Annotated in this window: 20 protein-coding genes; 16 read left to right on the plus strand and 4 right to left on the minus strand. The window is 54.6% G+C overall.

Annotated elements, in window-relative coordinates:
* The first annotated feature begins 52 nt into the window (after positions 1–52).
* Genes peaA through qhpG form a run of 7 tightly spaced genes read left to right on the plus strand, consistent with a single transcriptional unit; the run spans position 53 to position 8,308 of the window.
* Entirely contained in the window at positions 53–1,651 is a 1,599-nt protein-coding gene (gene peaA, locus F7R27_RS03865; protein WP_151702904.1) for a quinohemoprotein amine dehydrogenase subunit alpha, read from the plus strand.
* Positions 1,652–1,688: 37 nt separating this feature from the next.
* Entirely contained in the window at positions 1,689–3,119 is a 1,431-nt protein-coding gene (gene peaB, locus F7R27_RS03870) for a quinohemoprotein amine dehydrogenase maturation protein (RefSeq protein WP_151702905.1), read from the plus strand.
* 1 nt (position 3,120) lies between these two features.
* Entirely contained in the window at positions 3,121–3,444 is a 324-nt protein-coding gene (gene qhpC / locus F7R27_RS03875; protein ID WP_151702906.1) for a quinohemoprotein amine dehydrogenase subunit gamma, read from the plus strand.
* 13 nt (positions 3,445–3,457) lie between these two features.
* Positions 3,458–4,570: a quinohemoprotein amine dehydrogenase subunit beta gene (gene peaD, locus F7R27_RS03880; RefSeq protein ID WP_206060365.1), complete on the plus strand. Its 1,113-nt coding sequence runs from the start codon at positions 3,458–3,460 to the stop codon at positions 4,568–4,570.
* A 6-nt stretch (positions 4,571–4,576) separates the two neighbouring features.
* Positions 4,577–6,322 (plus strand): ABC transporter ATP-binding protein, encoded by a 1,746-nt coding sequence (locus F7R27_RS03885; protein WP_151702908.1) that lies wholly within the window; start codon positions 4,577–4,579, stop codon positions 6,320–6,322.
* Positions 6,315–6,998, plus strand: a complete 684-nt coding sequence (gene qhpE, locus F7R27_RS03890; RefSeq protein WP_151702909.1) for a subtilisin-like serine protease QhpE — start codon at positions 6,315–6,317, stop codon at positions 6,996–6,998. The genes F7R27_RS03885 and qhpE overlap by 8 nt, the downstream gene beginning before the upstream one ends.
* On the plus strand, positions 6,995–8,308 hold the full coding sequence (gene qhpG / locus F7R27_RS03895) for a flavin-dependent monooxygenase QhpG (protein WP_151702910.1): 1,314 nt from the start codon (positions 6,995–6,997) through the stop codon (positions 8,306–8,308). The genes qhpE and qhpG overlap by 4 nt, the downstream gene beginning before the upstream one ends.
* A gap of 51 nt (positions 8,309–8,359) precedes the next feature.
* On the opposite strand, the gene F7R27_RS03900 is transcribed toward qhpG, so the two are convergent.
* Complete coding sequence (locus F7R27_RS03900; protein ID WP_168927417.1) at positions 8,360–9,139, minus strand: LuxR C-terminal-related transcriptional regulator; 780 nt, start codon at positions 9,137–9,139, stop codon at positions 8,360–8,362.
* Between the two features lie 138 nt (positions 9,140–9,277).
* Between F7R27_RS03900 and F7R27_RS03905 the strand changes: the two genes are divergently transcribed.
* Both F7R27_RS03905 and F7R27_RS03910 read left to right on the plus strand, forming a co-directional pair.
* Positions 9,278–10,972 carry an FAD-dependent monooxygenase gene (locus F7R27_RS03905; RefSeq protein WP_151702912.1) on the plus strand — a complete coding sequence of 565 codons (1,695 nt, stop codon included), beginning with the start codon at positions 9,278–9,280 and terminating at the stop codon, positions 10,970–10,972.
* Between the two features lie 8 nt (positions 10,973–10,980).
* Positions 10,981–11,166 (plus strand): hypothetical protein, encoded by a 186-nt coding sequence (locus tag F7R27_RS03910; RefSeq protein WP_206060366.1) that lies wholly within the window; start codon positions 10,981–10,983, stop codon positions 11,164–11,166.
* Between the two features lie 43 nt (positions 11,167–11,209).
* On the opposite strand, the gene F7R27_RS03915 is transcribed toward F7R27_RS03910, so the two are convergent.
* Together F7R27_RS03915 and mnmC are read right to left on the minus strand one after the other, a co-directional pair.
* Positions 11,210–11,854 (minus strand): CBS domain-containing protein, encoded by a 645-nt coding sequence (locus tag F7R27_RS03915; RefSeq protein WP_151702913.1) that lies wholly within the window; start codon positions 11,852–11,854, stop codon positions 11,210–11,212.
* 118 nt (positions 11,855–11,972) lie between these two features.
* Positions 11,973–13,988, minus strand: coding sequence for a bifunctional tRNA (5-methylaminomethyl-2-thiouridine)(34)-methyltransferase MnmC2/FAD-dependent 5-carboxymethylaminomethyl-2-thiouridine(34) oxidoreductase MnmC1 (gene mnmC / locus F7R27_RS03920; protein WP_206060367.1), 2,016 nt, complete (start codon positions 13,986–13,988; stop codon positions 11,973–11,975).
* 168 nt (positions 13,989–14,156) lie between these two features.
* On the opposite strand from mnmC, the gene rfaH reads away from it, so the two are divergent.
* The 5 genes from rfaH to F7R27_RS03945 all read left to right on the plus strand — a co-directional run bounded on the left by rfaH (position 14,157) and on the right by F7R27_RS03945 (position 19,148).
* Positions 14,157–14,648: a transcription/translation regulatory transformer protein RfaH gene (gene rfaH / locus F7R27_RS03925; RefSeq protein WP_240776219.1), complete on the plus strand. Its 492-nt coding sequence runs from the start codon at positions 14,157–14,159 to the stop codon at positions 14,646–14,648.
* A gap of 10 nt (positions 14,649–14,658) precedes the next feature.
* On the plus strand, positions 14,659–15,681 hold the full coding sequence (locus tag F7R27_RS03930; RefSeq protein ID WP_151702914.1) for an NAD-dependent epimerase: 1,023 nt from the start codon (positions 14,659–14,661) through the stop codon (positions 15,679–15,681).
* Positions 15,682–16,959, plus strand: coding sequence for a Vi polysaccharide biosynthesis UDP-N-acetylglucosamine C-6 dehydrogenase TviB (gene tviB, locus F7R27_RS03935; protein ID WP_151702915.1), 1,278 nt, complete (start codon positions 15,682–15,684; stop codon positions 16,957–16,959).
* The gene (locus tag F7R27_RS03940) at positions 16,956–17,927 is read left to right on the plus strand and encodes an NAD-dependent epimerase/dehydratase family protein (protein WP_151702916.1); all 972 of its coding nucleotides are present in this window, start codon (positions 16,956–16,958) and stop codon (positions 17,925–17,927) included. Before tviB ends, F7R27_RS03940 begins: the two co-directional genes overlap by 4 nt.
* Positions 17,928–18,068: 141 nt before the next feature.
* Positions 18,069–19,148, plus strand: a complete 1,080-nt coding sequence (locus tag F7R27_RS03945) for an MraY family glycosyltransferase (protein WP_151702917.1) — start codon at positions 18,069–18,071, stop codon at positions 19,146–19,148.
* Here the strand turns inward: F7R27_RS03945 and nadC are convergent.
* On the minus strand, positions 19,138–19,980 hold the full coding sequence (gene nadC, locus F7R27_RS03950) for a carboxylating nicotinate-nucleotide diphosphorylase (protein ID WP_151702918.1): 843 nt from the start codon (positions 19,978–19,980) through the stop codon (positions 19,138–19,140). The genes F7R27_RS03945 and nadC overlap by 11 nt on opposite strands.
* A 40-nt stretch (positions 19,981–20,020) precedes the next feature.
* Here nadC and ampD point away from each other — a divergent pair, with 40 nt between their 5' ends.
* Together ampD and F7R27_RS03960 are read left to right on the plus strand one after the other, a co-directional pair.
* A complete protein-coding gene (gene ampD / locus F7R27_RS03955) occupies positions 20,021–20,617 on the plus strand; it encodes a 1,6-anhydro-N-acetylmuramyl-L-alanine amidase AmpD (RefSeq protein WP_151702919.1) in 597 nt (198 codons plus the stop codon).
* A gap of 340 nt (positions 20,618–20,957) precedes the next feature.
* A complete protein-coding gene (locus tag F7R27_RS03960; RefSeq protein ID WP_151702920.1) occupies positions 20,958–22,160 on the plus strand; it encodes a methionine gamma-lyase in 1,203 nt (400 codons plus the stop codon).
* The last annotated feature ends 5 nt before the right edge of the window (positions 22,161–22,165 follow it).

Here is a 22,165-nt window from a genome sequence, read left to right on the forward strand (position 1 = left end):
CCTGCCTTAAGGCATTTTTGCGGTAACACCATCTCATCATCAGTGAGGAGTGATGGCTTTGATTAATAATAAAACTAAAAAGGCACTGTCAGGAAGCGGCGTCCTGCTGCTGGCTGGCCTGGCCAGTCTTCCACTGGCGGCGCAGGAGGGTCATCAACTTCTGCGCAATAACTGTGGGGTCTGTCATGCCGAGTCAGGCAGTGCGGATAACCCTGTTTTCTCCCGTATCAGTGAGCAGCGCAAATCACCCGAAGGCTGGCTGATGACCATCAACCGCATGGTGCATCTGCGCGATGTTGAGATCTCTGCCGATGATAAACGCAATCTGGTGCGCTATCTGGCCGACACTCAAGGGCTTGCGCCCGACGAAGCTGCCCCCTTCCGCTACCTGCTGGAGCAGGACACCAATCTGATTGAAACAGGTGTGGACGCCGAATTGGTGGAAACCTGTGCACGTTGCCATTCGGGAGCGCGCTTTGCTCTGCAGCGTCGGACGGAACAGGAGTGGCAGTATCTGGTTGATTTCCATATGGGCCAGTTCCCGACCACGGAGCTGCATGCGCTGTCACGCGATCGCGCCTGGTATGAGATAGCGCGGAATCAGACGGCCAGTACTCTGGCCCTTCAGTATGCTCTGGACACACCCGAGTGGAGCCAGTGGCAGTCTGAACCGAAAGCTGATGTTACCGGGCGCTGGCGGGTGGTTGGCTTTGTACCCGGCAAAGGTGAGTTTGATGCCGTGATGTTGGCCGAGAGGGCAGATGATGGACGCTATGACCTCAGCATTACCGGACGTTACGCCGATGGCAGTGAGCTGTCTGGTGATGGCAAGGCGACTCTATATACCGGCTATGAATGGCGAGCTTCGCTGACCCTTGATGGTGTCCGCATGCGTCAGGTGATGGCGCTGGATGAGCAGGGGCTATCTGGTCGCATGTTCCTGGCAGCCGAACGCGAAATCGGCGGCTCAATTCAGGCCATACAGGATCAGGGCGAAGCGGCTGTGCTGGCATTGCTACCATCTTTTGTGCGCAAGGGTGAGCATGCAGAGGTGGAGGTCATTGGTCATAACCTTCAGGCAGATAGTCTGTCGCTTGGCGCGGGTGTCGTGATCGAGCAGATTCTCTCACAAGGCCCGGATAGCATCCGTGTGCGAGTCAGCGCCACAGGTGATGAGGGTATCTATCCGGTGCAACTGGGCGATGTTGCCCAGAGCGCAGGACTGGCTGTATATGAGCAGGTTGCCAGAGTCGATGTGCTGCCTCAGGACGCAGTGGCGCGTATCGGAGGCGGCGGCATGATGGCCAAGGTTAGAACAGCCTATCGCGTGGTGGGTTACAGCGCGGGTCCGGACGGCATTCCCGGTACGGAAGACGACCTGCGACTGGGTTACATGCCAGCCAGCTGGCAGATACTGCCAGCAGATGAGGAGGCCGAGCACGATCAGGATCACATCTATGCCGGTGAGATAGATGCTAACGGTATCTTCACTCCGGGTATCGATGGCCCGAATCCTGAACGGCGCATGTCGGCCAATAATGTCGGTCGCCTGACGGTGGTTGCCACAGTTACTGATGGCGAGGAGGTCGTCGAAGGATCAGGCAATCTGCTGGTATCAGTTCCCGATTTCGTGCGTCGCGTGCTGGACTGATACGTCCACCGAGTCCGAATAATAACAAGAGGTACGTATGGGAAACATGACGCTGGTAAAACCGAATCTGCATCGAGTGGATGTGGATGCGCGACAGATGCTGTTTCATATCCCCAGCAGTAGTCTTTTTGAACTGGATGGGCTCAGTCGTGAACTGCTGGCTCTGTTTGATCAGCATGATCAGGTCAGCCCCGAACTGCTCCATCCTCTGTTTGTGCGTTACGGTCAGAGCGATGTCGAAGAGGTGCTGTCTGAGCTGAGTATACTGGAGGTCGTGTCTGATGTCAGTCGTGTCGCCAGGATCAATACGGTGCCGCAGAAGGTGACGCAGTTCCCGCTCACCACGGTGGTGTTGAATGTGAACACCGGCTGTAATCTGAGCTGCACCTACTGCTACAAAGAGGATCTGACCACCCCGTCCAAGGGGCAGAAGATGGGCTACGATGTTGCGATCAAATCGATCGAGATGTTGCTGCGCGAATCGCCTAACCAACCAAGCTACCATGTTGTGTTTTTTGGTGGCGAGCCCCTGAGCAATATGCCGTTGCTGCGTGATGTGGTCGACTACTGCGAGAAACGCTTTGCCGACCTGAATGCCGAGGTTGATTTCACGCTGACAACCAATGCCACCTTGCTGACCGAAGAGCTGATCGACTGGTTTGATCAACACCGCTTTGGCCTCACCATTTCGATGGATGGACCCAAGGCGATGCATGACAAGAACCGTATCACGGTCGGTGGACAGGGCACCTATGATGTTGTCAGGAAAAAGGTGGAGTTGCTGCTCAGCCGTTATAAATCCCGGCCGGTAGGCTGTCGCGTCACACTGACACGAGGTGTGACCGATGTGGAGCGCATTTTTGACCATCTGTTCGATGAACTGGGATTTGCCGAAGTAGGTTTCGGGCCGGTGACATCGGGTGATATCAGTGATTTCAATCTGACCCAGGAGGAGCTGGCCGAAGTGTTTGCTGGCATGAAACGCCTCGGCAGACGCTATCTGCAGGAAGCACTGGCGGGCCGTAATCTCGGCTTCGGCAATATGCATCAGCTGCTGACGGATATGAACGAAGGCAACAAGAAACTGCTCCCCTGTGGTGCGGGTGTTGGCCTGTTGGCAGTGGATAAGGATGGTGGGCTTAACCTGTGTCACCGCTTCACCGGATCTGATCTGCCACTGTTCGGCGATGTCGACAAGGGCATCGACAAGCCGCGCCTGGCCGAATTTGTCGAGCAGCGCCTGGATCGCAGCAATACCGGCTGCGAAACCTGCCGTATCCGCAATCTCTGTTCCGGTGGTTGTTATCACGAAAGTTACGCTAAATATGGTGATCCCGCACATCCCTCCTATCACTACTGCGACCTGATGCGCGACTGGGTCGATTATGGTGTGGAGGTCTATTCGCGGATCATGCTGGAGAATCCGGGGTTCTTTGCGGCCCATGTCACCCCGAGGAGGAGTGCCTGAAATGAAGCATCTGAAGTCGATGAATAAGAAAGCGCACCTGATCAATCAGGCGATAAACCCGGAGCAGGTGGAGGAGGTGGTTGCGATGCAAACGGTAGTCGGGTGCACCGCAACCACCGATCCCGGTTGGGAGCTGGATCCGTTTGGTGGGCTGGGCTCGCTGTGTCAGCCGATGGAGTCTGATCTGTATGGCTGTGCTGACGCCTGCTGGTGGCCAGCGCAGGTGCCCGACACCATGAGTACCTACCCTGACTGGGGCAATGGGGTGGCAAAAGCGGATGAGGACTGGCGCAAGCTGGATGGTATCTTCGAAGATGGCGAGTAACGGAGCCGGGCATATGAAACTGAATAGATTGTTCAAACAACACAGCATCAAGGGGTTGGCTGCAGCACTCCTGTGTGCATCTGCTCTACCGGTCAGCGCAGCTCAGGAGTATCTGCTGACGGTCACCCGTCCCGGTCATCTGCATGTCATCGACATGAAAACCAATGAGGTGGAGCGCAGCTGTGATATTCCCGGAAAATTCGGTTCGGGGGCGATCACCGTATCACCGGATGGCAAGACCGCATTCGTGCTGAGTAATATCTGGGAAGATGTCTATGGCTTTGATATTCGCAGCTGTCAGATCGTCTTTCATGCCGCACAGTCCAGCGCTAGCGAAAGAGTGAAGAGCTTCCAGTCCCTGACGGTGAGTCGTGACGGCACTGAGCTCTATACAGTGCAGAATCCAACGCGACTGCTCAGTGATCGCTATGAAATTCTGGAGCCACGTCTGGCGGTATACAGGATTGCGGATGGTCTTGGCGCACAACCGGTACGTACCTTTCCGGTCGATCGTCGCATCACCAAAATTGCCGCAACCGATACCGGTGAGGTGATACTCGGGGGTGGTGATGTCAAGGCGATCAACACCCAGACGGGTGATGTGCGCATGGTTGCAGCCCTGCAAAACTGGGATCGTGGACCCTTATGGTTACCACCGGATGCTTTTGCCATGCACTCCCAGGGTGAGCAGGCGAATGAATATATCATGCCCTACGTGACAGCCCGATTCAGCGATGAAGAGTGGGATTTTGAAACCGCGGAATGGTGGTGGGGGTTGAGCCGTGTTGACCTCAGTACCGGCGAAGCGGAGTTGATAGAAGCAATTCCTTTCGAGTTTATAGTGTTCAACTTCATTACCGATCCGCGTGACAGCAATATCCTGTATGGCAGCTTCAACACCCTGTCCAAGCATGATATCAGTACGCAGGAGACACTGATCGTCAAGGAGATGCCGCACACCTACTACAACCTGAATATATCGGGTGATGGCTCGACCATCTATGTTGGTGGCACCAGCAGCGATATTTCGATCCATGATTCTGAAACCCTTGAAAAGATCGGGGCGATACATCTCAGTGGTGACATGACCACGTCGGACCTGAGAGTGGCCACGATTCGGGAATAACGCCTGATGACTATCCTGCACTGGTTGGAAGGTGCTATCGACAAGCCGGTCACGCAGAGTCTGCGGGCTGGCTTTGTCTGGTTATACAGCTTTGTCAGCCCGCGCCGGAAAGCGATTCTGGGGTTGCTGGGATTGTCATTGCTAGCCTCGATGCTGGTACTGCTGCAACCCTGGCTGACCAAACTGCTGATTGATGATGGCCTGCTGGCCGGAGACTATCAGGCGCTGGTGATTGTGGCGGCGCTGATGATGCTGGTCGGGATCATTGGCACATTGCTGTCGGGCGTCAATCGTTACCTGCACACGCGACTGTCAGGGCAGATCCTTTTTGCACTACGCAGTGATCTGTATGGTCACCTGCAACGCTTATCACCCGGTTTCTTTGGCAAACGTCGAGTCGGTGATCTGCTGTCACGTATTGATGGTGATGTTGCCACCATTCAGCGCTTTGCCGTGGATAGCCTGTTCTCGGCGATCAGCAGCCTGATCGGATTGGCTGGTGCCCTGATTCTGATGCTGGCGCTCTCCTGGCAGCTGTCTCTGCTGGTGCTGGTGTTGATTCCACTGGAGGTGCTCTGGTTGCGCCGCATGCGTCGTCAGGTGGAGCAGCGTACCCGCGATCTGCGCGAAAAGTCCGCCGATCTGTCCAGTTTTCTGGTGGAAACCCTGCCCGCGATGAAGTTTATTCAGGCTTCCGGTCAGGAGGCACGAGAAAGGTCACAGCTGGATAATCTCAACGATCAGTACCTGTCACGCCTGTTGAAACTGCAGGTGACCGAGTTCTTCACTCATGCGATTCCCGGCACTTTGACCTCATTGACCCGTGCATCGGCATTTCTGATTGGTGGCTGGTGGGTGATACAGGGGCAATGGCAACTGGGTTCGCTGATCGCTTTTTCGACCTATCTCGGCATGGCGATGGGGCCGGTCAACAGTTTACTGGGGCTCTATGTCGCGATTCAGCGCATGAGCGTCAGCCTGGAGCGGGTCTGGGAACTGAGAGCGACAGATATTCAAGTACAGGATGCAATCCAGCCGCGCCCTCTGGCACAACCGGCCAGAGGTCAGATTCAGCTCAGTGGGGTGTCATTTCGTTATGATGAGCAATCTGATCCAATACTGGACGGTGTCAGCTTTACGCTTCCTGCGGGACAGAAAATTGCGCTGAGCGGAGCCTCGGGTGTGGGTAAATCCACTCTGATCGACCTGCTGCATCGACATTTCGATCCAGATAGCGGCAGGATACTGCTCGATGGCGTTGATATCCGGGAGTTGGGCTTGGCTGATCTGCGTCGCAGTATCGCGGTGGTCAGTCAGGATATCACACTGTTTCGTGGCACTCTGGCGGATAACCTGCGCTATGCGGCCCCGGATGCCAGTGAGGCTGAAATACAGGTAGCAGCACAACAGGCGCAACTGGATGATCTCATCAACCGATTACCGATGGGGATTCATGGCCTGATTGGTGAGCGCGGCCAGCAGCTCTCGGGTGGCCAGCGCCAGCGTATCGCCATAGCCCGGGCTTTACTGCAGCAACCCCTGGTGCTGGTGCTGGATGAAGCCACTTCAGCGGTAGATGAACTGACCGAAATGCAGGTGATAGCTGCAGTGGACCAGTTGTTTGCCGACAAGACACGCATCCTGATCAGTCATCGACGCAGCACGCTTCATGGGGCCGATCTGCAACTGCTGCTGGCTGAAGGGCAGCTGAGGGGATTGCCATTACTGGATGAGGTAGTAGGTGATGGCTGAGGGCAGAGTGCGTATCGGGCTGGTGGACAGTGGTTTCAGCCCAGCGCAGGCGTCCTGGGTGCAGGTGGCTGCGGGCTTTGAAGTGATCGAGCATCAACTGTGGCTGGTGGATACCCAACCGGATCAACAGGGCCATGGTACGCGGCTGCTGGAGGTGATTCATGCACTGGCACCAGAGGCTGAACTGCTGATGGCTCAGGTGTTCAGGCAGCGTCTGACGACAACAGCGGCACAGGTGGCAGCAGCTATCGACTGGCTGGTTAAGCAGAAGGTCGATCTGATCAATCTGAGTCTGGGTCTGAGGCAGCACCGAGAGGTGCTGCAGCAGGCTTGTGAGCGTGCGTTTAAGGCAGGGGTTCATATCTGTGCAGCCAGCCCGGCACGTGGCGAACCTGTTTATCCGGCCAGCTACCCTGGTGTATTCAGAATGACCGGCGATGCACGCTGTGATCGTTATGAGATTGCGCATCTGGAAACCGCGTTTGCGGATTTTGCTGGCTGCGTGAAGCCTATCAATGGGCAGCAGAATCTCTCTGGAGCAAGTATTGGTTGTGCGCATATGAGCGCACATATCGCCCGTTATCTGGCTGAACAGCGAAGTAAACGTCCATCGCAGGTGCGACAGTGGTTGATCCAGCAGGCACATTACCAGGGCGCAGAGAGGCGATCGTCATGAGTCCACAAATTCTGATTCTTGGTGGTGGACCGGCGGCCGCGGCAACTGCAATCGGGCTGCGTCGTCTGCAATATTCGGTGACTGTCATCGCTGAACCCAGGCCATTTACTGCGGTGGAGGGTGTTTCGGAAAGAGCGCTGCAGGGTATGAATCATGCCGGATTTCACCATGCTCTAGCGACTGTCTCGCCGCCTTCTTTGCGTCGTGTGACCTGGCAGGGGCAGACCAGTGCCGCCAATACTGAGCACTTGATCGAACGTCAGAAATTTGATCAGGCGCTGGTATCGGACATGCAGGTGGCCGGTGTGGATTATCAGATCGGGCGGGTTATAAAACTGACCAGCGATGTCACTGGGCATAGTGTCGTGGTGCGCAGCCATGATGCAGGTGAATACCAATTGGATGCGGACTTCCTTGTAGAAGCCAGAGGGCGTGCAGCCCCGCTTGGAGAACTGCCCCGCCTGCGCGGACCGGAAACCCTCTCTATCCTGCAATACTGGCAGGGCGAGACAGGCCAGCCCTGCTCGGCGGTGGAAAACTTCACGGATGGCTGGGCCTGGATGGCACGCATGCTGGATGGCCGGCGTTACCTGCAACTGACGCTTGATCCCGCAGCAGAGAAGCTGCCACCCAAAGGCGAACTCGCGAGCTGGTGCACTGAGCGTCTGAACGCACTGACTCAGAGCACTCACTTCATGACCGGCGCGACCTATCTGGATCAGCATGCGCGTACCAGTACGCCTGTGCTGTGCCTGCAGTGTGCAGGGCATAACTGGTTACGGATAGGTGATGCCGCCATGGCTGTCGACCCCTTATCCGGCAATGGCATTTTTCAGGCGATCTCATCTGCGCTGCAGGCGCCGGCAGTGATCAATACATTGCTGACAAGCCCTGAGCAGCAAGAGATAGCCATCGCTTTTCATCAGGAGCGGATATCTGGGCTTTTCTACCGCTTTGCCCGTGTCGGGCGTGACTTTTATGCCGAGATTGATACAGACAGTCACCCCTTCTGGCACGCGCGCGCGCATTGGCCGGATCAGCAGTCCCTGCATACGACTGTTAGTCCCGATCAGGTCACAATCGGATTGCGCTCGGTGGTGGATGGATCATTGATTCGTGAAAGGCCGGTGGTGATCACACCCGACCAGCCGATGGGTATCTGGCATCTGCAGGGAGTGCAGATGGCGCCCTTACTGGAATCGCTGCAGCAGGAACCTGATACTGATCCGGTCACAATACTGCAAGCTCAACTGCCACCTGATCAGGCACGCAATCTGGTGCAGTGGATGCGCCAGCAGGGCTGGATCTGAGCGTTTCAGCCATACAGCCACTCAATTCGGTGACTCTTTTCAGCTACCTTTTCATCCACCCAGTAGTGCAATTAACTCGGTTTTACGCCTTATCCCCAGCTTCTGATAGGCGCGCTGGCGATAGGTCGATACCGACGTGGCCGACAGGTTGAGTGTCTGGGCGATGGTTTTGACCGGATGGGCGCGAGCGATCATCCGGCACACCTGTGCTTCACGCTCCGACAGCGACGCCAACAACAGATGACGCTGCCCCTGCAGGTCGGAATTATCGCGCAGCTGCCTGATCAGCAGGGCGCTGACAATCGGTACCGCCTGCTTCAGGCGCTCCAGCTCCTGCTGGGTAAACAGCCCCTTTTCCGCAGAACGGTAGAAGTTGATATAGAACAGGTTGCCGCTCTCCTCATCGCGCACAGCGATCGCGAACTTTTCATTCAATGCCGGCTGATTGAAAAACGTCTGACGGTACACTGCCGGCAGTGAGCGGTGCAGTAGCACTTCGCAGGCATGCTCTCCCGGATTATCCCTTACCTCAGCGATCAACTGTTGCAACAAACCATCCTTGCGGAACTGGCCCCCGGCATAGAGGCGAGCCAGCTCCAGGCCCAGCTCCGGGTTGCTCCGATTATGCGCCAGACGACAGCGCATCTGATCCGCGTGAGAGTCGAGCTCAAATACCATGAACTGCTCGATCACGGCGATCTGCGACATCAATTGAAAGAAACGCGGAAAAAAGCGGCCACTGCCCAGCGCCTCGATACACGAGGCGATGACAAGGCTCTGCTGCTGATCCGCAGTCTGTAATGCGTGCTGAGGCGAGGTCTTTGAAGGCATGCTGGCATCATTATCCGTGCAGGCCGGTCTGTCAATCTGTGTTGAGTTTGTCATAGTTTTACTAGGACAGGGCTCAGGGGCACCAGTGGTTAAGGTAGAGGTACAAGAACAACCAACAGGATTTCGAGGACGCCTCTGATGCATCAGCCTGATACCACGCCACGTCACTCCATCTATTATGACTACAGGGTTTACCCTTTCTCGCGCCCGCCGGAGATGGATGGCCACTCTCTGAACCACCAGGTAGTGATCGTCGGGGCCGGCCCGATCGGTATGATGACCGCTTTGAACCTTGCACAACATGGGATCCCCAGCGTGGTGCTGGAGGCGGATAATCAGGTGTCTCACGGCAGTCGTGCCATCGTTTTTACCCGCCGTTCGATGGAGATACTGCAGCAGGTGGGCGTAACGGCCCGCATACTAGAGAAGGCCCTGCCCTGGTCCAGAGGCAACTCCTTTTATCGTGGGCAATGTGTGTTTCGGATGGAGGCACCGGATACACCGGACAGTCGCTTTCGTCCAATGTACAACCTGCAGCAACAGTATCTGGAGGAGTATATTCTGGATCAGGTGATGCACAGTGAGCTGATCGAGATGCGTTGGGCCAGCAAAGTGATGGCCGTGGAGCAGGATGACAACAGCGTACATCTGACGGTGGACACTCCCGAGGGCGAGTATCGCCTGACAAGCGACTGGCTGGTGGCGGCTGATGGTGCACGCTCCTTTGTCCGCAGTGCCCTGAATCAGCGGATGGAAGGCGCGAGCTATAGTGGCCAGTTCGTGATTGCGGATATCCGCATCGATCTGGATTTTCCGACCGAGCGCAGGGCCTATTTTGATCCCGAGTGGAATCCGGGCAATACCGTACTGATGCATCGTGAGCCGGATAATATCTGGCGTATCGACTATCAGTTGCCGCAGGGTGAAACACCCGAGCAGGCACTGTCGGAAGCGTCGCTGCATCAGCGGATCAATGCGCAGCTGAAAATGGTCGGTATCGATGCTCCCTGGGAGCTGGACTGGTGTTCGGTCTACTCCGCCCGTACGCTGACACTGCCTGATTATCGCGTGGGGCGTGTGGTGTTTACCGGCGATGCTGCGCATATTCTGCCGATTTTTGGCGTACGCGGTGCCAACACCGGGCTGCAGGATTGTCAGAATCTGGCCTGGAAGCTGGCTCTGCATATCAAGGGGGTGGCCGGCCTTGATCTGGTGGACAGCTACAGCAGCGAGCGGGTGCAGGCGGCCAGAGAGATTATCGATGAGGCTGGCAAGAGTACTCGCTTCATGGCACCGCCGAGCAAGGGTTATCGCCTGTTGAGAGATGCGACCCTCTCCCTGTCCCTGCAGAAGGATTTCGTCGGCCCCTTGTTTCACTGGCGCACCTCTCGTGCACACAACTATCCCGATTCAAGCCTGAATACGGCGGCGGACAATGCGGTTTTTGCCAGTGGTCCGGCGAATGGCATGCCGCTGGAAAATATTCAGCTGAGCGAGAATAACTATCTGTTTGATCATCTGGATAACGCCTTTAATCTGCTTCTGTTCAATCTGACGCCAGTTCAGTTGGATCAGATGCAGACTCTGCAGGCTAATCTGCGGGCTGAAGAGATCCCGATCAATCTTCTGCATGTCACCAGTCGCCCTGCCGAGCAGGCGGAGCCATCTGTCACGCAACTGGTGGATATCAGTGGTCATATGCGCAGTGCCTATGGTGCCGGTTCCGGCAGTGTTTATCTGGCAAGGCCTGATCATCATGTCGCGGCGCGCTGGTTATCACTGGATGTGGCAGCGGTAAAACAGGCGATAGACAACATTCTGAATAAAGCATGAGAGGTAAGATGATGAACAGCAATCTGAGACCACAGGAGCTGGAAAGCGTATATGACGCGCTGGCCGAATCCCTCGATCAGGCCGGTGAGCAGGATCGGCTGTACCTGGTCAAGGTCGCCTTGTGTCTGGCCAATCTGACCGGTGATGCGGACGCGGTATTGAACAGTTTCAGAGAGTGTCTTGAGGATCTGTAGTCGATAAAAGAAGTTTACAGTCAGGATGAAAGCCGGGTCTGATTCAGGCCCAGCTTTCGATATGTGCGCTGTTGATCAGCAGGCGGATAAGATCCGAACGGGTAATGATACCCTGCAACCTGTCCTTGGCATCTATCACTGGAATGGCGGTGACAGGGTAGTTGACGAAAATGGTCGCAATCTGAGGCAGCTCAGTCTCAGGTGCTGCCACGATCATGCGTTTCTGGAAAGTCACGGCAATGGTGACTGTCGAATCCGTGCCATGATCCATGATCTCCTGGCGGGTTATCAGGCCCAGTGCTCTGTCCTCATCAGCGACAACAACCAGTTGATTTATTTCATGTTCTTCCATCTTTAGCCAGGCCTGGCGCAGGTTGTTCTCCGGTGAGATGGTCTGCACCGGCGAGGTCATGACCTTGCTGGCCGACAGGATGGGAATAGGTTTGGGCTTGCCGGCCTGCCGGGTTTCCTCATAGGCTTTTCCGGCATCCTTGCTGACAGCCGGTTGTTTACGGCGTGCCTCCGGGTCTATATGGAAAAAGTTCTCGGCATCATCTGTCAGATGCTCTTCAGAGCCGGGTGTATGACGGGAATGCTTGGGCTCAGTCAGGCCCTCGACACTGCGATCCTGAAACAGAGATCTCAAGGGTGTCTGTATCCGATATCCATGATCATAGATTGCCAGCATATTAGCAGCCTCCGCCTGTTTCTCTAACCTGTATCGGCTATATCAAATTAATCTTAAGCCGAAAAGTGTAAAACGTCTGTTTATTTGATGCTTAAATGATCACAAAGTTTATGCCGGGTCATAATTGATTACGGATAAGCCTTTTGATGATGAAGCGGGCCGGGTGGATCAGTTCGCTGAGAGAACGCTCCAGTGGCAGCGGCTCGTTGCAGATCTGAGCGGCGAGCAGTTCTGCGCTGATAGGGCAGGTGATCAGGCCTTTTGAACCATGGCCTGCATTGACAAAAAGCCCGTCATGGTAGCTCGCAGGAGTGCTGAAGCGCCAGTTGGCGTCGTCGCGCAGCTTGGCGTAGTGTTCGATGAACAGTTCGTAAACCGGCGCAGGGCCGACAACCGGCAGGTAGTCGGGTGTAGTACAGCGAAAACCGACGCGGCCTTCAGGAAGACTTGCCTGGCTCAGTGCGCCAAAGCCGGGAAGCGCAGCCAGCAGCTTGTCCAGGTTATCCTGCTGATCCCTGGCTGACAGCTGTATATCCTGCTGATGCAGATTGAAACTGGCACCATAGCAGTAGCGTCCGTGCAGGGCTGGTGAAATATAGCCATCGCCACAGACCACTGTCTTGATCCGGGGGAGGTCGGGAGTTGCATCGACATAACTGGTCTGGCCGCGAATCGGTTTCAGGGGCAGGTGGTGCAGTTGTTCAAACGCCGATGCTTCAGCTGCACCACAGACCACCACGACAGGTGCGCAGTAGTGTGCTCCCCTGGTTGTTTCAAGCATCCATTCATGTTGTACCCCTTGCTTAGTCCGGTTCAGTGACTGCACCGAGCAATCGGTGATCAGCTCTATCAGCGGATGTTGAAGCAGCCAGTGGCAGAAGGCTGGAGGCGACACCCAGCCAGCCGATGGAAAGAACAGGCCGCCCGAACTGACTTCACTGCCGGCAAGGTTGCTGGCAGATGGCTGATCCACCCACTGCACCAGCTCCTGGCTGTAATGACCCAGCGCTATCAACTCCCTCTGCCGCTCGGCTTCCTTATCTGTCAGTGCCAGTTGCAGCACACCACACAGATCCACCATATCCGGGTGCGAGTGTAGCAGTGGAGCCAGCAGACGTGTGGCCTGTTGAAAGCCTGCCAGATGAAAATCACTGTGTGCAGTGGGGCGGGCCGAGAGTTTGGCATAGAGGGCACCCTGAGGGTTGCCTGATCCGGCTTGTGCCGGCGCTGAGTGACGCTCGAACACTTTCACACTTATCCCACGCTCAGCCAGAGCACGTGCTGTGGTGGCACCTGCAAGACCCGCACCTATGATGATCGCTTCTGCGGGACGTTCAACCGGCTGTGGCTGGCGTGAAAACCAGATTGATCTGGTGGGAGCCTGTCTTGTCGGCTTCTCCATCGGATCAGTCACCATCTCGCCGGTCAGCATTTCGAGCTTGGAGCCAAAGCCCGGGGCTTTGTTCAGGTGAAAGCCGACTGTCGCCAGTCCATCCCGTACGTGTCTCGCCACAGTGAAAGTGGCCAGAGTGGTGCCCGGTTTGCTGAGCCGAGCCATGGTTTGAAACAGCGAGTCATGCCACATGGCAGGATTACGCGACGGGGCAAAACCATCCAGAAACCAGGCGTCAATGCGGGCATCCAGGGTCGGCAGCATCTCGATCAGATCACCATAGATCAGTGTCAGGTGAATGCGTCCATGATCGAATATCAGTCGATGGTAACCCTGTTGTGGCAGGGGGTAGCTGGCCAGGAGCTGTTCGCAACCATCTGAAAATTCAGGCCAGCAAGCGTGCAGTCTGCTCAGATCATCACGTTGAATCGGGTGCTTTTCAAAGGAGATGAAATGTAAAACGGCGCTGTCTGGTGCAGTGTTCAGCCACAGCTCTCTGGTGCATAAAAAGTTCAACCCCGTCCCGAAACCGGTTTCCGCAATCACGAAACATGACCGCGTCGTCAATACGTGAAAGCGCTCAGCCAGGCGGTTACCGGCAATGAAAACATGGCGCGATTCATCGACACCGCCATCGCGATTAAAGTAGATATCATCAAAATCAACAGCCACAGGTACCTGGTTCTGCCAGGTCAGGTTGGCACAGCTCAGCAGTCGGGAGGTGGCGATGGGCTTTTTCACTTATTATCCGGTCAGGTTTTCGAGTCGGCTGTATTATTGTCATAACTATTATTGGCATAACTATTTTTTGCATAACGACAGTCGGGCTGTAATCGATGCATAGCGCGAAGTATAATGCCAGAAAGGATGATCAGGCTGAAGGTTCAGTTTGGAACAGAGGAAGAGGTAATGACTGAACGGTCGTGGTATCTGGTGCAATGCAAGGCAGGGCAGACTGGGCGTGCAGATGAAAATCTTCGTAACCAGAACTATGAGTGCTTTCTGCCGATGCTGGAGGTTGAGCGTATCAAGGGGGGGCGTAGAAAACGTGTCACCGAGCCGCTTTTTCCCGGCTATGTGTTTGTCCATCTCGACAGAGTAGAGGATAACTGGGGGCCGATTCGTTCAACCCGTGGTGTATCCCGCATCGTCTCTTTCAACGGTATGCCGCTTCCAATCAGTGATGAGATCATTGATGAGCTGGAATCGAGATCCCGTATGTCAGGTGCGCTTCCTGCAATGCAAAAGGGTGATCGTATCCGTATAACTTCTGGGCCATTCAGAGAGCTGGAGGCGATCTTCGATTCGTTTGATGGAGAGGAGCGTGTCGTGATTCTGCTTGAACTGCTCCACACCCAGCAGCGTTTGCACCTGCCGATAGAGAGTGTGCTCAAGATATGACCGCATCCAGATGAAAGTATTGATTACGGGTGTTGCCGGATTTATCGGTTTCCATGTTGCGCGTGCACTGCTCGAAAGAGGGGATGAGGTTGTCGGCATCGATAATCTCAATGATTACTACGAGGTCTCGCTCAAGCAGGCCCGGCTGAAAGAGCTGCAGCCCTATGGTCTGTTCCGCTTCATCAGAATGGATATTGCTGACCGAGACGAAGTGGCGGCGCTGTTTGCACGTGAGAAGCCGCAACGGGTGGTGCATCTGGCCGCTCAGGCGGGGGTGCGCTACTCGATCGAAAACCCGCATGCCTATGGTGACAGTAATCTAACGGGTTTTCTGACTATCCTCGAAGGCTGTCGCCAGCAACAGGTCGAGCACCTGGTGTTTGCATCCTCCAGCTCAGTCTATGGTGCCAATGAGACCATGCCCTTCAGTACGGCGGATAACGTAGATCATCCGGTCTCTCTCTATGCGGCAACTAAAAAGGCTAATGAGTTGATGGCCCACAGTTACAGCCATCTTTATGGGTTACCCACCACCGGGCTACGCTTTTTTACAGTTTATGGTCCCTGGGGGCGCCCCGACATGTCGCCGTTTCTGTTTGTCAGGGCGATTTTGTCCGGGCAGCCTCTGAAAGTGTTCAATTATGGTCAGCACCGTCGGGATTTCACCTATATTGATGATATCGTAGAGGGTGTGGTTCGTTGTCTTGATCGTATTCCATCCGGTAATGCCAACTGGTCGGGTATGGTACCCGATCCTGCGAGCAGTCGTGCACCCTGGAAACTGTATAATATCGGTAACAGTCAGCCGGTTGAGCTGCTGAGGTATATAGAACTTCTTGAGCAGGCACTTGGGCAGAGCACGCAAAAAGAGCTGTTACCGCTACAACCGGGGGATGTCGAACACACCTATGCAGATGTCACCGAATTGATCCGTGATACGGGCTATGCCCCAAAGGTATCGATCGAGGAGGGTGTCACCCGCTTCGTTGACTGGTATCGCGCTTTTTACACTGATTCAGCTAAAGGATCTTGAATGCTGCAACTCCATGAGGTCAGAATCGCCATTATCGGCATGGGTTATGTCGGCCTGCCGTTGGCGGTTGAGTTTGGCAAACAGTTGCCCACGTTGGGTTTTGATATCAATCAGGCACGGCTTGCCGAGCTGGAGTCTGGACATGATGCCACGCTTGAGGTCACAGATCAGGAGCTGAAGTCGGCCACCCACCTGACCTTCAGCGCCGACCCGAAAGCAATGAAACGCTGCAATGTGTTCATTGTGACCGTGCCGACCCCGATCAATGACAACAAGCAGCCTGATCTGACACCTCTGCTGAAAGCGTCTGAAACCATCGGTGGCGTGTTAAAGCCCGGTGATTTAGTCATTTATGAATCGACTGTTTATCCCGGCGCAACCGAAGAGGATTGCGTACCGGTACTGGAGCGTGTGTCCGGTCTGATCTTCAATCAGGATTTCCATGTCGGCTACAGCCCTGAGCGTATCAATCCGGGTGATCGTCTGCATCGTGTCACCACGATTAAAAAGGTGACCTCCGGTTCCACACCAGAGGCGGCTGAGCTGGTTGATGCACTGTATCTGACGATCATCACCGCCGGTACCCATAAGGCGAGCAGCATACGTGTTGCGGAAGCTGCCAAGGTGATCGAGAACACGCAGCGGGATCTGAATATTGCGCTGGTGAATGAGTTGGCGATCATCTTCAACCGGTTGGGGATCGATACGCTGGAGGTGCTTGAGGCAGCTGGTACCAAGTGGAATTTCCTGCCCTTCCGGCCAGGGTTGGTGGGCGGTCACTGTATCGGGGTCGATCCCTATTATCTGACTCATAAGGCGCAGAGTGTCGGCTATATTCCTGACGTGATTCTGGCCGGGCGTCGCATCAACAGCCATATGGGGGCTTATGTTGCCGGTGAGATGATCAAGGCGATGCTGCGCAAGCGCATCCATGTGCTGGGCAGTCGGATACTGATTCTGGGGCTGGCGTTCAAGGAGAACTGTCCGGATCTGCGCAATACCAAAGTGGTGGATATTATTACTGCCTTGAAAGAGTTTGGCGCCGAGGTGGATGTGCATGATCCCTGGGTTTCTGCAGATGAGGCGCAGGCAGAGTATGGGGTTAAACCAGTCGCTGAACCTGCGCCGGGCATCTATGATGGCATCATTATTGCGGTTGCACATGATACCTTTCGCAATATGGGGGCTGAAGCGATTCATTCCTATGGTAAGGGGGATCATGTGCTCTATGATCTGAAATATCTCCTCAACAAGGAGCAGGCTGATATTCGTTTATGAATGCGCCAATCAAGGTGTTGATCACAGGTGCCTCTGGGTATATTGGCACTGCTTTAATGCGCTCTCTTGGTTCAGATCCACGCTTTAACTGCTTTGGAACACTTCGCCAACATACTGCGAGCCAGTCAACTGAAAAGTTTTTTTTGACCGGTGATCTGGATGCGGGTACAGATTGGTCAGGCATCCTGTCGGATGTGGATATTGTGATTCATGCCGCTGGCAGAGCTCATGTTATAAATGATCGGGCCGCAGACAGGGCGCTTGCATTTCGCAGAGTGAATGTTGATGCCACACAGACACTGGCCCTGCAGGCGGCAAAGGCAGGAGTCAAGCGGTTCATTTTTATCAGCAGCATAGGTGTCAATGGTTCATCGACACAGCAGAGCGCTTTTTCCGAGTTGCAGGAGCCAGCCCCAGAATCCGATTATGCTAGATCGAAACTGGAAGCAGAGCTGCAATTAATGACGCTCTTTTCAGATACCAATACTCAGTGGACAATTATTCGTCCACCAATGGTCTATTCAGCAAACGCGCCCGGTAATTTCAGACGCTTATTGAAGCTCGCAGCTGCCGGTTTTCCCTTGCCGCTGAAGTCGGTTGATAATCGTCGCAGCATCATTGCGCTGGAAAATCTGATTGATTTTATTCAGCTGTGTTGTGTTCATCCGGGAGCTGACAATGAAATATTTCTCATTGCTGATGAGTCGCCTGTATCCACTGCCAGCATGGTGAGCCTGCTCAGGCAAGGTATGAATAAACCGGAAAGACTTTTACCCATTCCAGTCGGATTGCTTTATCTCGGGTCCAGGCTCGTGAGCAAGCCTCTGCTTTTCAATCAGTTATGCCAGTCTCTGGTCATTGATATATCCAGGGCGCAAGGCAGACTTGGTTGGCGACCGGTTATCTCATGTGAAGATGCGCTGAAGAAAGCGGGACAAATCTATTTGCAGAATATCTCTACAGCGTGATTGTGGTGGAGTTAGCACCCTGAACCAGATGGCCCAGGAGTTAGCACTCTGACCCTAAACTAAATGGCCCACTAGCTACAGAAATTGAATTTATTGTCAATTGTCTGGATAATATGCCGACATTGAATAAAAGGATTAATAATGAGTGCAATCTTCTGGTTGCTGCCAATTGTCGTTTCAGCCTTTGTGCTGACCGGCTTCATGCTTCGGTATGCGTTGTCACGTAACATTCTTGATGTCCCGAATGATAGAAGTTCACATAGCCAGCCGACCCCTCGTGGCGGTGGCTTGGCGTTTGTGGCTACCTTTCTGACCGTGGTGGCTGTGTATGCAGCCTTCACTCTGGATACGCTGGGATGGGGGGTTGTACTCGCACTGATCCTGGGTGGTGGTCTGATTGCGCTGATCGGGTTTCAGGATGACAGGATCTATATACCGGTCAGATATCGTCTGCTGGTCCATTTCATAGCTGCTATCTGGGGGATTTACTGCCTGGGTGGTCTTCCGGATATGCCGGTGTTTGGCGTGGAAATCAAGTTTGGTTGGGCGGGCTGGCTGTTTGCCGCTTTTTATATGGTCTGGTTGCTGAACCTTTATAACTTCATGGATGGCCTGGATGGTCTGGCAAGCCTTGAAGCAGTCACCGTCTGTATCGGTGGCGCACTGGCCTACTGGGTGGCTATGGTCACTAGTGGTCAGGCAGTCAGCCTGACCGACAGCGCAATTCTGCTTCCGCTGTTTCTGGCGGCTTCCGTGTTTGGGTTTCTGCTGTGGAACTTTCCACCGGCGAAGATCTTCATGGGTGATGTTGGCAGCGGCTTTCTCGGTTTCACGATCGGTATGCTGTCGTTGCATGCCGCCTGGATTGAGCCGCAGCTGTTCTGGAGCTGGGTGATTTTGCTGGCGGTGTTTGTTGTCGATGCCACCTACACGCTGTTGTGTCGTTTGGTAAGAGGCGAGCAGATCTATCGTGCCCATCGCACCCATGCATTCCAATATGCATCACGTATGCTCGGGTCTCACCGGAGTGTTACCGTGAACGTCGCACTGATCAATGTTATCTGGCTGATACCGATGTCGCTGCTGGTGGCGATCGGTCGACTGGATGGCGCGCTGGGTGTGCTTATCGCTTACCTTCCTTTATTGCTGCTGGCTGTCAAACTCAAGGCCGGACAGCCAGAGCCGATAGTGATTCCTGATCTGGCGCGCGTCAGAAGATAATCCGCATCGACAGATCTATCGCTCTGCAGTGTTTAGTCAGAGCACCAATCGAAATAAAATCCACCCCGGTTTCTGCAAAACTCAGGAGCGTCTCGTCGGTGATATTACCCGAGGCCTCCAGTTTTGCTCTGCCTGCCGTGAGCTTGACCGCTTCGCGCATCTGATCGGGTGTGAAATTATCCAGCATGATGATATCGGCGTTTGCATCCAGCGCTTCCTGAAGCTGCTCCATACTCTCCACCTCCACCTCAACCGGCTTGCCCGGATGAAGGGACTGAGCAGTTTTGATGGCCGGAGAGATGCCGCCACAAGCCATGATATGGTTTTCCTTGATCAGAAACGCATCATACAGACCGATACGATGGTTATGGCACCCACCACAACTGACAGCATACTTCTGCGCAACCCTCAATCCCGGTAGTGTTTTACGTGTATCCAGCAGTCTTACGCCTGTTGCGGCAACACGCTGCGCATAGTGATGACTGGTGGTGGCCGTGCCCGACAGTGTCTGCAAAAAATTAAGCGCGGTGCGCTCAGCCGTCAGCAATGATCTGGCAGAGCCAGACATGGCGAAGAGCAATCCACCGGGTACGACCTGATCACCATCTTTGACATGCCATGTCAGCTCGACACTCGGGTCGACCTGATGAAACACCTCATCAACCCAGGCGATACCGCAGATCACCGCAAACTCGCGGGTGATCACCTGGGCTTTTGCCTGAGTGTCGGCGGCTATCAGATCGGCGGTGATATCACCCGTGCCGACATCCTCCTGGAGAGCATTCAGGACATTTTCTTTAATGGTTGGGTAGAGCCTGGTCAGATCGAGCATGCCGGTGTGTCATTCAGTTGCTATAGTAGAGCGCAGTTTAATGGAAAATCGTTTCCGGTCACAGCGGAGCAGAGTATTGAATAGGTATTTCAGCCTTCAGGAACATCTTTTGGTCCCAGCGGAACAGGTGGCGTCGCCGAACTTCAATGAGCGTCCAGCCGGAGAGGTCTCACTGCTGGTGATCCATAATATCAGCCTGCCACCGGGCGAGTTCGGTGCAGGCTACATCACGGATCTCTTCTGTAATCGACTTGATCCCGATGCGCATCCCTATTTCGCCGAGATAGCGCATCTGCAGGTGTCAGCGCACCTGCTGATCACCCGTACTGGCCGGGTGGTCCAATATGTGCCGTTTGATAAACGTGCCTGGCATGCCGGTGCCTCCTGCTTTGAGGGGCGGGATAACTGTAACGACTTCTCCATCGGTATCGAACTGGAGGGTACGGATGATACGCCTTACACCTCAGAACAATACGACGTGCTCAGCGTCGTGACTCGTGCGCTGATGAAGGCCTACCCGGCGATCACACCACAACGCATCACCGGACACTGCGATATCGCGCCCGATCGCAAAACCGACCCCGGCCCCATATTTGACTGGCCGCGCTTTATTGGCTCCCTTCAATCGACACTGTGAAGAAAAACAAAAGAAGCAAAAGGAAAAGGAAAAGGGGTCAGGTACATTTACGAAAAGGGGTCACAAAAGGGGTCAGGTACATTTACGCAGTACTGCGTAAATGTACCTGACCCCTTTTGCCTTTTGCTTTTCCTTGTCGTGCCTGGCCTCTCTTTGGTAAGAAATTCGAACGAGGTTTTTTCGGTCTTAATTTAAATATATTGGGGCATAATATGCCAAAAATTAACGTTTTATACCTATAAATGGCACAAATTCGCCTCTCAAATCACGCTATTCTGAATGGCATAAAGGCTGTGATCGGGATCACAGTGCCTGATAACAAGATAAAAGAGAGCCAATCATGTCTGCAAAAAAAGATCTGTCCTTCTCCACCCGTGCCATTCACAGCGGCTACGATGCCCGTGACAGTCAGGGCAGCCTGACGCCACCCCTTTATCTGACCTCCACCTTCTCCTTTGACAATGTCGAACAGGGTGCCGCACGCTTTGCTGGTGAGGAGTCCGGACACTTCTACAGCCGTATCTCCAATCCGACTCAGGAGTTGCTGGAGACGCGTCTGGCCGATCTGGAAGAGGGCGAGGCAGCGCTGGCAACAGCATCTGGCATGGGTGCCATCAGTGCTACACTCTGGACATTGCTGTCACCGGGTGATCGCATCCTGGCTGATATCACGCTCTATGGCTGCACCTTTGCTTTCTTTCGCCATGCGCTGGAGCGATTCGGGATCGAGATCGAGTTTGTCGACTGTACCGATCTCAAGGCTGTCTCTGCGGCACTGACCCGTAATACCCGTGTCGTTTATTTCGAAACCCCGGTCAATCCGAACATGCGTCTGACCGATATCCGTGCGATCAGTGATCTGGTGCATGGTTATGATCCCGAGATCAAGGTTATGGTTGATTCCACCTACTGCACACCGGCGCTGCAGAAGCCGCTGACCCTGGGTGCTGATCTGGTGGTCCATTCCGCGACCAAGTATCTGGGTGGGCATGGTGATCTGATCGCCGGTGCCGTGATCGGCAAGGCTGATCTGATTCAGCGTATCCGTCTTGAAGGCCTCAAGGATATGACCGGTGCGGTGATTTCGCCCTTTACGGCGTTTCTGGTGATGCGTGGCCTGAAAACACTCGAGCTGCGGATGCAGCGTCACAGCATCAGTGCTCAGTGGCTGGCAGAGAAACTGCAGGATCATCAAGCGGTTGAGGTGGTGTATTTCCCCGGCCTGGCATCCAATCCCTATCATGATCTGTGCAAACAGCAGATGAGTCTGCCCGGCGGCATGATCGCATTTGAACTCAAGGGTGGCTACGCGCAGAGCGTCCGCTTCATGAACAGCCTGCAACTGATCAAACGTGCGGTCAGCCTGGGTGATGCCGAAACCCTGTGCCAGCATCCGGCGAGCATGACCCACTCCACCTATACTCCAGAGGAGCGTGCCGCGCACGGTATCTCCGAGAGTCTGATCCGTCTGTCAGTCGGGTTGGAAGATGCTGGTGACATTCTGGCTGATATCGAGCAGGCGCTGAAACAGGCGATGGAGTGATCCCG

Source organism: Nitrincola alkalilacustris (assembly GCF_008973755.1).
GTDB lineage: Bacteria > Pseudomonadota > Gammaproteobacteria > Pseudomonadales > Balneatricaceae > Nitrincola > Nitrincola alkalilacustris.

Bases quoted from the DNA above. Each gene is read 5' to 3' on its own strand.
- qhpG (WP_151702910.1), top strand. From the start codon at position 6,995: ATGAGTCCACAAATTCTGATTCTTGGTGGTGGACCGGCGGCCGCGGCA.
- F7R27_RS03960 (WP_151702920.1), top strand. From the start codon at position 20,958: ATGTCTGCAAAAAAAGATCTGTCCTTCTCCACCCGTGCCATTCACAGC.
- F7R27_RS03900 (WP_168927417.1), bottom strand. From the start codon at position 9,139: ATGCCTTCAAAGACCTCGCCTCAGCACGCATTACAGACTGCGGATCAG.
- tviB (WP_151702915.1), top strand. From the start codon at position 15,682: ATGCTGCAACTCCATGAGGTCAGAATCGCCATTATCGGCATGGGTTAT.
- qhpC (WP_151702906.1), top strand. From the start codon at position 3,121: ATGAAGCATCTGAAGTCGATGAATAAGAAAGCGCACCTGATCAATCAG.
- F7R27_RS03915 (WP_151702913.1), bottom strand. From the start codon at position 11,854: ATGCTGGCAATCTATGATCATGGATATCGGATACAGACACCCTTGAGA.
- F7R27_RS03945 (WP_151702917.1), top strand. From the start codon at position 18,069: ATGAGTGCAATCTTCTGGTTGCTGCCAATTGTCGTTTCAGCCTTTGTG.
- F7R27_RS03910 (WP_206060366.1), top strand. From the start codon at position 10,981: ATGATGAACAGCAATCTGAGACCACAGGAGCTGGAAAGCGTATATGAC.
- peaA (WP_151702904.1), top strand. From the start codon at position 53: ATGGCTTTGATTAATAATAAAACTAAAAAGGCACTGTCAGGAAGCGGC.
- rfaH (WP_240776219.1), top strand. From the start codon at position 14,157: ATGACTGAACGGTCGTGGTATCTGGTGCAATGCAAGGCAGGGCAGACT.
- F7R27_RS03885 (WP_151702908.1), top strand. From the start codon at position 4,577: ATGACTATCCTGCACTGGTTGGAAGGTGCTATCGACAAGCCGGTCACG.
- F7R27_RS03930 (WP_151702914.1), top strand. From the start codon at position 14,659: ATGAAAGTATTGATTACGGGTGTTGCCGGATTTATCGGTTTCCATGTT.
- peaB (WP_151702905.1), top strand. From the start codon at position 1,689: ATGGGAAACATGACGCTGGTAAAACCGAATCTGCATCGAGTGGATGTG.
- F7R27_RS03905 (WP_151702912.1), top strand. From the start codon at position 9,278: ATGCATCAGCCTGATACCACGCCACGTCACTCCATCTATTATGACTAC.
- qhpE (WP_151702909.1), top strand. From the start codon at position 6,315: ATGGCTGAGGGCAGAGTGCGTATCGGGCTGGTGGACAGTGGTTTCAGC.
- nadC (WP_151702918.1), bottom strand. From the start codon at position 19,980: ATGCTCGATCTGACCAGGCTCTACCCAACCATTAAAGAAAATGTCCTG.
- ampD (WP_151702919.1), top strand. From the start codon at position 20,021: ATGGAAAATCGTTTCCGGTCACAGCGGAGCAGAGTATTGAATAGGTAT.
- F7R27_RS03940 (WP_151702916.1), top strand. From the start codon at position 16,956: ATGAATGCGCCAATCAAGGTGTTGATCACAGGTGCCTCTGGGTATATT.
- peaD (WP_206060365.1), top strand. From the start codon at position 3,458: ATGAAACTGAATAGATTGTTCAAACAACACAGCATCAAGGGGTTGGCT.